General features: G+C 35.6%; 11 protein-coding genes. All 11 read right to left on the bottom strand.

The features are described 5' to 3' along the window. Positions 1 to 73: 73 nt before the first annotated feature. The 11 genes from ftsH to N8L90_RS09005 all read right to left on the bottom strand — a co-directional run bounded on the left by ftsH (position 74) and on the right by N8L90_RS09005 (position 11,486). Entirely contained in the window at positions 74 to 2,032 is a 1,959-nt protein-coding gene (gene ftsH / locus N8L90_RS09055) for an ATP-dependent zinc metalloprotease FtsH (RefSeq protein WP_033675596.1), read from the bottom strand. Positions 2,033 to 2,047: 15 nt separating this feature from the next. Further along, complete coding sequence (gene hpt, locus N8L90_RS09050; RefSeq protein WP_000892176.1) at positions 2,048 to 2,590, bottom strand: hypoxanthine phosphoribosyltransferase; 543 nt, start codon at positions 2,588 to 2,590, stop codon at positions 2,048 to 2,050. Positions 2,591 to 2,594: 4 nt separating this feature from the next. After that, the gene (gene tilS, locus N8L90_RS09045) at positions 2,595 to 3,872 is read right to left on the bottom strand and encodes a tRNA lysidine(34) synthetase TilS (RefSeq protein ID WP_261025164.1); all 1,278 of its coding nucleotides are present in this window, start codon (positions 3,870 to 3,872) and stop codon (positions 2,595 to 2,597) included. Beyond that, the gene (locus tag N8L90_RS09040) at positions 3,869 to 5,137 is read right to left on the bottom strand and encodes a serine hydrolase (RefSeq protein WP_261025162.1); all 1,269 of its coding nucleotides are present in this window, start codon (positions 5,135 to 5,137) and stop codon (positions 3,869 to 3,871) included. Before N8L90_RS09040 ends, tilS begins: the two co-directional genes overlap by 4 nt. Then, a complete protein-coding gene (locus tag N8L90_RS09035) occupies positions 5,130 to 5,252 on the bottom strand; it encodes an SP_0009 family protein (RefSeq protein ID WP_000429334.1) in 123 nt (40 codons plus the stop codon). Before N8L90_RS09035 ends, N8L90_RS09040 begins: the two co-directional genes overlap by 8 nt. A 4-nt stretch (positions 5,253 to 5,256) precedes the next feature. After that, a complete protein-coding gene (locus N8L90_RS09030) occupies positions 5,257 to 5,625 on the bottom strand; it encodes a septum formation initiator family protein (RefSeq protein ID WP_000041912.1) in 369 nt (122 codons plus the stop codon). Next, on the bottom strand, positions 5,618 to 5,884 hold the full coding sequence (locus N8L90_RS09025; RefSeq protein ID WP_049535526.1) for an RNA-binding S4 domain-containing protein: 267 nt from the start codon (positions 5,882 to 5,884) through the stop codon (positions 5,618 to 5,620). Before N8L90_RS09025 ends, N8L90_RS09030 begins: the two co-directional genes overlap by 8 nt. Before the next feature lie 58 nt (positions 5,885 to 5,942). Continuing rightward, positions 5,943 to 9,452 carry a transcription-repair coupling factor gene (mfd, locus tag N8L90_RS09020; RefSeq protein ID WP_261025160.1) on the bottom strand — a complete coding sequence of 1,170 codons (3,510 nt, stop codon included), beginning with the start codon at positions 9,450 to 9,452 and terminating at the stop codon, positions 5,943 to 5,945. Then, complete coding sequence (gene pth, locus N8L90_RS09015) at positions 9,453 to 10,022, bottom strand: aminoacyl-tRNA hydrolase (protein ID WP_261025159.1); 570 nt, start codon at positions 10,020 to 10,022, stop codon at positions 9,453 to 9,455. It abuts the gene before it with no gap. A 69-nt stretch (positions 10,023 to 10,091) separates the two neighbouring features. Next, positions 10,092 to 11,207 (bottom strand): redox-regulated ATPase YchF, encoded by a 1,116-nt coding sequence (gene ychF / locus N8L90_RS09010; RefSeq protein WP_261025158.1) that lies wholly within the window; start codon positions 11,205 to 11,207, stop codon positions 10,092 to 10,094. 84 nt (positions 11,208 to 11,291) lie between these two features. Next, entirely contained in the window at positions 11,292 to 11,486 is a 195-nt protein-coding gene (locus N8L90_RS09005; RefSeq protein ID WP_000285186.1) for a DUF951 domain-containing protein, read from the bottom strand. Positions 11,487 to 11,635 lie beyond the last annotated feature (149 nt).

Genomic DNA, 11,635 nt, shown 5'->3' with positions numbered 1-11,635 from the left:
GGCACATTTCATCCATTCTGTCCCCTTTACCTCCTCAACTGCACAAAAAAGAGAGGTCTTGCCTCTCTTTGGGTTATTTTTCATCATTCATTTTTGACTTTACTTCATCATAAGATAATGCATGTGATTCTTCTTCTACTGTTTCAGGCATCTTTCCTGTTTCGTAAAGAGATTTAATTTGTGTACTATCCAATGTTTCGTATTTCAATAATGCTTCTGCAATCAACTTGTGAGTTTCACGATTTGACTGAATAATTTCAGCAGCTTTATTTCGTGCTTCATTCAATAATGAACGAACCTCTTCGTCAATTTCATAAGCTGTTTGTTCTGAAATTGATTTTTGAGGGCTTTGTGCGCCAAACATAGCATGATTGCCCTCATATTGAACTGGACCTAGTTTTTCACTCATACCATATTCAGTGACCATTGCACGCGCCATCTGTGTAGCTTGTTCAAAGTCGTTTGAAGCTCCTGTAGTTTGGACATTAAAGATGATTTCTTCAGCTACACGTCCCCCCATTAAGCCAGCCAATTGCTCTTTCATATCTTCTTTAGAAAGAAGCATTTGGTCTTCCTTAGGAAGTGCAATCATATATCCGCCGGCACGTCCGCGTGGTACGATGGTAACCTTATGGACAACGCGAGCATTCGATAAGACTAGACCAACAATGGTATGTCCTGCCTCATGGTAAGCAACTAATTCACGTTCTTTTTGTGAAACAGTCTTATCTTTCTTAGAAGGTCCAGCAATAACTCTATCTTCTGCTTCATCAATATCTGAGGCATCAATTATCGATTTATTGCGACGAGCAGCAACTAGAGCCGCTTCATTCAAGACATTCTCTAAATCTGCTCCAACAAAACCTGGGGTTTGTTGGGCAACTAATTTCAAATCAACATCTTCTGCTAAAGGCTTGTTCTTAGCATGAACTTTCAAGATTGCTTCACGACCTTTAACATCAGGGCGGCCAACCAAGACTTTTCTATCAAAACGTCCTGGACGCAAGAGGGCAGGGTCAAGTACATCTGAACGGTTTGTCGCAGCGATGACAATAATCCCTTCATTTCCCTCAAAACCATCCATCTCAATCAAAAGTTGGTTCAAGGTTTGTTCACGTTCGTCATTTCCTCCGCCGAGACCGACTCCACGTTGACGTCCAACAGCATCAATTTCATCGATAAAGATAATAGCTGGTGCTGCTTTTTTGGCATCTTCAAAAAGAGAACGAACACGACTAGCTCCAACTCCGACAAACATTTCTACAAAGTCAGAACCTGAGATACTAAAGAATGGAACACCTGCTTCTCCGGCGACTGCTTTAGCAAGCAAAGTTTTACCTGTTCCCGGAGGTCCCTCCAGAAGGACACCTGCTGGAATACGAGCCCCAAGTTTTGTAAATCGTTTTGGATCTTTTAAGAATTCAACAACTTCAACCAGTTCTTGTTTTTCTTCCTCAGCTCCAGCAACATCTGAAAATCTTACTTTAATATCTTCTTTATTTGCAGCTTTAGCCTTACTACGTCCAAAACTCATCGGGTTACGACTATTATTTCCTCCCATATTTCCCATCATAGAGAATAGGAAGAAGAATAGAATACCGAATGGCACAATGGATACAAGAATATTAATCCACATACCACTTGAACTTTCATGCTTAACAGTTACTTCTGCCTTATGGTCAGAAGCAAGCTTTTGCAATTCTGATACTGTAGTATCTGAAGGAAGAATAATACTTGAAAATTTCTCTACTGTTGTAGCAGAAGGAGAAAAGAACTGAATACCTGTTTCTTCTTTACTTGTTTTAGGATTTTTATAAACACCTGAAACTTCGATAACACTGCCATTTGGTTGGTAAGTCAATTCTTTTACATTGTCATCGGTAATTTCTTTTACCAATTCTGTATAATTAATTTGCTCACTTTTCCCTGCAACACTACCTGTACTAAAATACTGATAACCTGTAACTAGGAGAAAAATAAGTAATAACCATAGAAAAGGATTTTTAATTAAACCATTATTTTGTTTTTTCATTAAAAATTGTTCTTTCTAATTTGAATACACTTCTTCTTTCAATACTCCAACATAAGGAAGGTTACGATAATTTTCTTTGTAGTCTAAACCATAACCTACTACAAACTCATTTGGGATAGTAAAGCAGGTATAGTCTGCCTCAATTTCTACAACACGTCCTTCTGGTTTGTCCAACAAGGTTGCAATGTTAACAGAAGCTGCTTCTCTTGCAATAAACATATCTCGCAAATTCTTCAAAGTTTGACCTGTATCGATGATATCTTCTACAAATAGAACATGTCTTCCTTTGATATCTTGAGTCACATCTTGTTTAATATTGATAACACCACTACTTGCTGTTCCACCATGGTAGCTAGAAACCATCATGAAGTCCATTTCAATATGTGTGTCGATATGTTTGACCAATTCAGCCATAAAAGGAATAGATCCTTTTAAAATCCCAACTAAAATTGGATTTTTTCCTGCATAGTCTTTGGTTAATTGAGCACCTAATTTTTTAGCAGCTTCTGTAATTTCATCGTGTGAAACGAGGATTTTTTTAATATCGTTTTCTAACATTTTTTTACCTATCTATTTTTTCTATATAAAGTACAGTGTTCATTATATCATTTTTCGTGTTTTTACTCAAATTACTGGTCGCAATTCCCAAAATTGAGACAATTTCACCAAATTGCTCAATAATCAGAGCAGATTTTCGCTTTTCCATAGGGATTTTCAAATCAATAAATAGACGTCTGAGTTTTTTTCTATGCCCATTCTGAATCAAAACATCTCCTCTTTTTCGATGACGAATGTGTATGGATGTTTCGCGTGAAACAGGTACCTGCTGAATTAATTCACCTTCTAAAGGAAGTCCAAAGGAAAATAAATAACCTTGGTAAGATACCTGATTTTGATAGTGTAACACAAGTTCATCTTCCTTTTCATCAGACTGAGGACTGATTTTACAAATCTTAAACCATTGGTACTCTTTTATCAATTCATAGCCATTTTTAAGTAAATGACGATACTGGCTTTTAGATTTTAAAATTTGCTGAACTTCAGCAAACTGCGCTTTTGTAAGATTCAAATCTGGAAAACGATTCAGATAAGTTTGAAGTAAAACTCTTTGTGTAGACTCAGAGTAAGACAATAGCTGCTCTAAATTTTCTACATCAATATTCTTTGATAATTCAGCTATTGCCAAATCATAATCTAAAATTTCATTGCCGATGCTTAAGATCGCATCTCTAAATCTAGGGTTTTCTTTTTCTAATTCTGGTAAGTATGAGTTTCGAATACGATTGCGAAAATAATAATTTTTCTTATTTGATATATCTTCAAAATGAAAAATTGGTGGAAAGTCTTTTTTCTGAAAACGCAAGAAGGGACGAATAATTTCTATCTCTCCGACTACTTGCTTCTCCTTAATTCCTGATAGATAGCGCAAGCGAGTTCCTCGAATCAAACGCATCAAAATCGTTTCCACCTGATCATCAGCATGGTGGGCAGTAACTAAGGCTGTCGCACCTGTCTTTTTCATGATCTCTTGAAAAAAATCATAACGAAAATGTCGAGCACGCGCTTCTGAAAATTCTCCTGAAAAATCGCTGATATAAATAGGAAGCTCTGCTTCAGCAGCCAACTTCCTTAATTCCTGTTCTTCCCAATCTGATTCTACTCTCTGCTTATGATTCACATGAGCTAGAATCAATTCAATTTCTATCTCTTTTTGATAAGTAGATAATACCTTAAATAGAAACATAGAATCTAACCCACCAGAAAGAGCTAGCACCACCTTAGTATGCTTTTTGAAATATCCCTTCTTGAGAAAATGATTTAAAAAATCTTGTTCCCTCATTTTAGAACCTCATAAACATCCTTGGCTATCTGAGAAATTGTATCATAATCAGAATTCTTAGTGAAAATAGAAAGAATAAATGGAGAATCTGCATAGACAACACCCGTATCATGCTTAAATTCGTCCGCATCCCCAATTTTATGAGCTACCTTCACAGAAACACCTTTGGCAATTCGCTGATTATCAAAATCTGTTTTAGTCAAAGACTCTAGCACAAATCCATTTTGATTATAAATAGCTTCCATGACCTTCCCGGCCATCTTGGAAGAAATCAATTTTTCTTTTGGATCCCAATCATCTCCCATAATGGCAGACATCTTGGATTTGAATGTGGAATCAGATTGGTTTGAAATGTAATAACCCAATATATTATGAGCTACATTATCAGATTCTTTAGATACTTTTGTGATTAAGTCCTTGAGAGAATACTCTTTATTATCCTCTTTTTTAGGAAGACTACCACTTCCCTCTGGTTTATAAGAACCTGGAAAATCATTGACTTCAGATACGTATTTTACAGTCGTATCTAACTGATAAAGACCCTCATTTATTTTTTCTTGCGCATAATAGAGATAAGGGAGTTTCAAAACACTAGCTGCATACATCTTTTCATCTTGATTGATACCAGCTTCTTTTCCAGTAGTTAGTTGCTTAACATAAATAGAGAAAGAATCTTTCTGATATTTTTCAGATAACATTTCTTGAACTTTACTCATCCGATTATCTTCTTCAGAAGTTGATTCTTTAGCTACCCATCCAGCCTGATCAATATGTAGAAATTCTCTTCCTTCTACAAACATGGTCTTGTCGATTGATACTTGCGAATAAGCTGATAAGGATGATTTCACTTCTTTTAAATCATAAGGACTATTGTACAGTTTAAAATCAGATTCTAACCATACTTTTTTTATTGTTGGAGTTACCTCTGATTGATCATATAAAGATCGTTTGTCCGCAGCTATAAATTGATGATTTGATAGCTTAAATACCGGAATCCTTTGTTTATTTAAGCGCCACTCGGTTATTTGAAAACTTGTTTGGGGAGTCAATTTTCCAGATTCCACTACTAAATCTTCATTCGCATAAACTGGAACCTCTCCATAAACCATAGGAGAAGTTAGCTTTTCTCTAAAATAAATACCAAAGTCAGATTGTGAAAGGTAATAAATTTCTTTCGAAGTATATACTACTTCTTTTTCTGTGCTAACAACTTTTGAAATGGTCAAAAAACTCGGTAGCAACAAAATAATTAAGAATTTACGCATTCTTCCTTTCCTTTTCTTCTTGTAAACGCAATAATTGATTTTTATCAGCCAATTCTTCCAGCTTTTCATCTGATAAACTCAAAAATTGCTCAATTACGTCTAGTAAATTTTCCATTTTATCACCTTTGAAGCAAGTCAGGAATCGTATAAACTATTTCCCTCGACTTAGAATAATAGTACTTCGCTCGTGTATATTTGGCAGCATAATCCTCGTCTTTCAACTTGGTAGCAAATGCTGTCTCCTTATCCTTTTCATCACTCAAAGTTTGATACTGAGTTTGCAAGTCTGCTAATTGCTGACGTCTTTGGAGTAATTGCTGATAGCTCTGCGCTAAATTAAAAGTTGGCAAAATAAATAACAGCATAATCAAAATCAATACCCACCCCATAAAACGATTCCGTTTTTGTCGTTCTTTCATCAGGTAGCGACGACGTTGGTATTCATTTTGGATAAAAGAATTGTTTAATTGTACAATATTCTTAGACATTTTCTTCTACCCTTGTTTCACTGATAATTTCATACATGACTGCTGCATCTTCTTTTTTTGTACTATCTTTCATCTCTAGTACTTTTACAAGTAGCAACTTATTTCCAAAACGAATTTCAACTTGGTCATTAACTTTCAAATCCGTTGAACTTTTGGCCAAGATTCCATTTACCTTGATTCTGCCTTTATCTGCTACTTCTTTTGCGACTGTACGACGCTTGATAATTCGCGATACTTTTAAATATTTGTCTAATCTCATCCTTATTACCTCAACTTATTATTGTACCATTTTTATCTATTTTGATAGAAGAAAAATATCAAATGGAATTTTCTTTCTTCGACTCTTTTATCTCTAATAAACTTTCTCCAAAAATCAGCAGACCTTCTAAAATTTCATAATCTTTCTTATTTTGGACATCAAACACAAGCTCCATTAATCCCTTATTCTCAACGATACCTGCTTTTAAGTTCGTTGCGGATAAAGCTTTAAAATAATCTTGAGCTAAAAACAATCGTTGAGTGACTTTTTCAAATTGAACTGTAATTTTATTATCTTTTCTTTCCACACGTTGAACAAAGACCTTGTCCAAATATGACTTGACTAAACCAATCTCTAAAAGATAGGCTACTACATCTGGGTATTCTCCAAAACGGTCCATCAGCTCTTCTTGTAACTCCTCATAATTGACACGGTTGTCAATTTGACGAATTTTCTTGTAAATTTCAATCTTATGTCGTTGATCAGAAATATAAGTATCAGGAAGATAAGCATCAATTTGCAAAATCAACTCAGCATTCCCTTTGGTTCTTGTGTTAGTGTTAGCATTACCGTTTCGTTTAGCAATAGCTTCCTCTAATAACTGCGAATACAATTCAAAACCAACAGAATCAATGAAACCAGACTGGGATTTTCCTAGGAGATTCCCTGCTCCACGAATCGAAAGATCTCGCATCGCAATCTTAAATCCGGATCCCAATTCTGTAAATCCTTTAATCGCTTCTAATCTCTTTTCAGAGACTTCACTAATCGATTTTTCTGGACGATACATGAGATAGGCATAAGCAATACGATTACTACGACCGACTCTTCCTCTTAACTGATACAAGGTTGACAAACCCATATGGTCCGCATTTTCAATAAATAAAGTATTAGCATTTGGAATGTCCACCCCTGTCTCAATAATGGTAGTTGTCACCAAAATATCATACTGACCTTCAATGAAATCCAGTAGAGTATTTTCTAACTGAATCTCACTCATTTGCCCATGAACATATCCAATCGAAGTCTCTGGAATCAACTCCTGTAATTCCGAAACCTTCTGGTCAATCGTGTCAACTTTGTTGTAAAGGTAGTAAACTTGACCTCCACGCTCCATTTCACGCAAAACAGCATCACGAATGACACTCTCATTCTTTTCCAAAACATAGGTTTGCACTGGATAACGATTAGTCGGCGGAGTCTCAATAACAGACAAATCTCTGATTCCTAGCATAGACATATGGAGGGTACGAGGGATTGGAGTAGCGGTCAAAGTTAGGACATCCACTTGTTTCTTCAGTTTTTTCAAGGTTTCCTTATGCTTGACACCAAATCGCTGTTCCTCATCAATAATCATCAATCCTAAATCAGCAAACACAACATCTTTTGACAAAACACGATGGGTTCCAATCAAAATATCAACTTGACCCTTTTTCAATTTTTCAAGTGTTTCGGTCTGCTCTTTTTTACTTCTAAAGCGACTCAATACATTAATATTAACTGCAAAATTTTGGAATCGTTCCTTAAAATTCGTATAGTGCTGTTGCGCTAAAACCGTCGTCGGAACTAAAACGACAACCTGTTTGTGATCATTGACTGCCTTAAAGGCTGCACGCATAGCAACTTCAGTCTTTCCAAAACCAACATCTCCAACTAAAAGTCGATCCATGGGATGAGAATCCTGCATATCCCTCTTGATTTCCTCAATACTACGCAGTTGATCATCCGTTTCAACATAAGGGAAGGCATCATCAAAAGCATGTTGATCCTCATCATCAGCTGAGAAAGCAAACCCCTTCAACTGGCTGCGTTCAGAATAAAGTTTAATTAAATCGTCAGCTATATCCTCTACCTGGTTCTTAACTTTTTGCTTTGCTTTTTTGAAATGACCATCATTTAATTTATTTAGTTTAGGTGCTTTACCGTCACTTGAAATATATTTGGAAAGTAGATGAATCTGTTCCACTGGGATAGAGATTAGATCCCCGTTTTGGTATTGAACACTGACATAATCACGGTGAATCCCTTTGATTTCAATTGTTTCAATCCCTAGATATTGACCAATTCCATGGATATGGTGAACAACATAATCTCCTTTTTCAAGTTCATTGTAATCTTTTAATCTCTCTGCGTTTGAAACATGTTGTCTTCGAAAACGACGTTTCAATTTCTTTTGAAAAATCTCATGTTCAGTTATCACCAGAATTTTTTCATCTACAAAATGAAAACCATGTCTGAGATTGCCCTCGATTAAGTTTACAGATTCTTGACAGATTCTTGACTTATCTCTGGAATCCAATTTAATCTGGTATTCCTCTAAAACATCCTCCAATGTTTTACTTCCCATTGAATTGCTAGACTGCAGGATAATAGTATAATTCATTTTTTTGTATCGTTCAATTTCTTCTTTTAGAAAAGAAAATTGATTGAAAAACTCCTGCATAGGATATTGATTAAATTGATAAATTTGGTCAAACTTGAGATTTCCTAGCCCCTTTTGAAGATTAGAGAAAAAGGTCACCGGACTTTGTTTTTTATAGATTTGCTCTGTATCAGCAAAATACTGCATCTCAGAAAATGCTTTACTGTTCTGTAATTCTTCTGTAAAGTACTGCGCTAATTCTCTTTCAAAGACTTCATACTGATTCATCAATTTTTGATAATCATCAAAGAATATTGGGGTATCTTTTTCAATATAGTCAAAAACAGTCCATATTTTGTCATAACACAAAGATAAAAATTTCCTGGAATCAGAATGAATTTGTTTTTGGTGAAAACTTGAAAGAATTTCTTCTAAGTATGATTTTAAAATAGGTGATAAAGTCTTTGAAATTTGTTTTTCTAAAGCTGACTGACCTCGTTGATAATCCTTTTCTCTCAAAATTATGTCGCTAGCTGGAAATATGGTGAGTTCTGTCTGATTTTCTTTCGATAATTGTGTTTCGACTTCAAATAACCTAATACCATCGACTTCATCACCAAAAAACTCAATTCGGCAAGGTTCTAACTGGGATATTTCAAAAATATCTAAAATATCTCCTCGCAGACTAAATTCGCCCTGAGTTTGTACTTGTGTAACTTTTCGATAGCCTATCTCTTTTAACTGATGGATAAGTGCGTGTTGGTCATATTCTTCACCAACTGCAATTTTTATAATGCTTTCTTTAAATCCAGTCGGAGAAGGTAAAAACAATCGACTTGCTGCAATATTACAAACTAAAATCCCTCTCCTAGATGAATCAGTCAAAAAACGCAAGGCTTCAACCCGTGAAATGATTTTTTCTTGTGAAGACATCAAAAACTCGACCATAGGGGAGTCATCTACCAAAAATGGATAGACAAGTTCCTCACCCAAGATAGAGATAAGATCACTAACAAGTCCTTCTGCTTCTCCATAAGTTGATGTCAATAAAACAATCTTATCTTCTTTTTCTAAACTGCTTGCAATTGCAAGAGCCTTAGTAGACGTTGATAAACCTAGTATTAGTTGTCTTTTCTTATCTGTTAAATTTTGATGCCATTTTTTTATCTGATCATTTTCTGAGAATAAATCTAATAAGGTCACCATTTATCCGTTATACCTCTGCATCGTTTTTTCAAAGTTTTTCTCTTGTAAATAGTAGTTTACAGAATCGTCAACCTTGTCAATAGACTGTAAAATACCGATATAATCATCCCTGTCAAACTTACTCAAAACATGGTTAACAACTGACATACCATTTTTAGGTCTCCCAATTCCAATCTTAACACGGTTAAATACCTGAGTTCCAATATGTTGAATAATAGACTTAATACCATTGTGACCACCTGCTGAGCCCTTTGCTCTTAAACGAATCTTTCCAACTTCCATGTCAAGATCATCGTAAATGATGAGTAAATCTTCAATATCCAAACCATAATAAGTCAATAAAGCATAAACCGCTTTTCCACTTTCATTCATAAAGGTCGTTGGTTTGACAAGATAAATTTTTTCTCCATTTAGGAAAAAGGATGCTAGGTCAGATTGAAATATCTTATCGTGTGTAAAAGTGACATTCTGTTTCTTCGCTAGTTGATCAATCAACATAAAACCAACATTATGTTTGGTTTCAAAATATTTATCTCCTGGATTTCCCAAGCCTACAAGTAATTTGGTCATTTATTTTCCTTTCAAAAGCCAAAAGGGTTGGAATTTTTTCCAACCTAATTGACACCGTTTATTAATTTTTTAGACATTGAAGCGGAATTCCATGATATCGCCATCTTGAACGATATATTCTTTTCCTTCTTCACGCAAGCGTCCAGCTTCTTTTACGGCCTTTTCAGACCCGTATTTCACTAGATCCTCATATGACATGGTTACTGCACGAATAAAGCCTTTTTCAAAGTCTGAGTGGATAATACCAGCTGCTTGAGGAGCCTTCATACCACGTTTGAACGTCCAAGCTCGAACTTCTTTTTCACCAGCTGTGAAGTAAGTTCCCAGTCCAAGTAAGTGGTAAGCTGCACGCGTCAACTTATCTACACCTGATTCTGTCAAACCAATGGCTTCAAGAAACTCTTTTTTATCTTCATCGTCCAATTCAGAAATTTCTTCCTCAGCACGCGCAGAAATAACGACTACTTCAGCATTTTCTGTCGCTGCAAATTCACGAATTTGTTTGACATAGTCGATAGAGTCAGGTTCTGAAACCACATCCTCATCTACATTGGCAACATAAAGAACTGGTTTAGTTGTCAAAAGGAATAGACCTTTGACAACTTTTTGTTCTTCATCTGTAAATTCGATGGTGCGAGCTGATTTTCCATCTTCAAGTACTGGTTTAATCTTTTGAAGAACATTGAATTCTACTACTGATTCTTTATCTTTTTGCGTACGTGCCATCTTTTCTACACGCGCATAACGCTTATTAACTGATTCTAAGTCAGCAAGAATCAACTCCAGGTTAATAGTATCAATATCTGCAAGTGGATCTACAAAGGCGTCTTCACGTCCTTGCTCACGCATTACATTTTCATCATCAAAAGCACGAACTACATGAACAATCGCATCTACTTCACGGATATTAGCCAAGAATTTATTCCCTAGCCCTTCTCCTTTTGAAGCTCCTTTTACAATTCCTGCGATATCTGTAAATTCAAATGTTGTTGGAACTGTCTTTTTAGGAGTAATCATTTCAGTTAGTTTTTGTAGGCGTTCATCTGGAACTTCTACCATTCCAACGTTTGGATCAATCGTTGCAAATGGGTAGTTCGCTGCCTCTGCTCCTGCTTTTGTAATTGCATTAAAGAGTGTTGATTTACCAACATTTGGCAAACCAACGATACCTGCTGTTAAAGCCATATTTTTTCATTCTCCGTTTTCATTTCAATCCCTAATATTATAACACAAAAAGGGAAAACTTGCTAACCCTCTAACTAAGGCTTATTAGTCAATAATTTTATTCATTTTTCGATCAAAATCATATCGCCCCATCATGACAACATGGTCACAATTACTGCATTTTATTTTGATATCTGCTCCTACACGTGTAATTTCCCAACGATTAGCCTTTTTACCAGTCGACTTGATGGTGCAAGCGTGTGGTTTTTTCATTTCAACAAAATTTCCAACTTGATACATACTACTCTCCTTTTCTTTTTCGATTATATCATAAAAGAGGCGAGCTAGGCTCAACCTCTTTCACTTAATTTGGGCTCTATAATATTTGTAGTGGGTAAATCCCCTATGAATCTTATGGAGCCTATTTTTGTGTAGAAAAAAAGTCCCAT

Source organism: Streptococcus mitis (assembly GCF_946190115.1).
Taxonomy (GTDB): domain Bacteria; phylum Bacillota; class Bacilli; order Lactobacillales; family Streptococcaceae; genus Streptococcus; species Streptococcus mitis_CO.
Note: the sequence above shows the minus strand (reverse complement) of the source record. Positions and strands in the feature narration are given on the sequence as shown.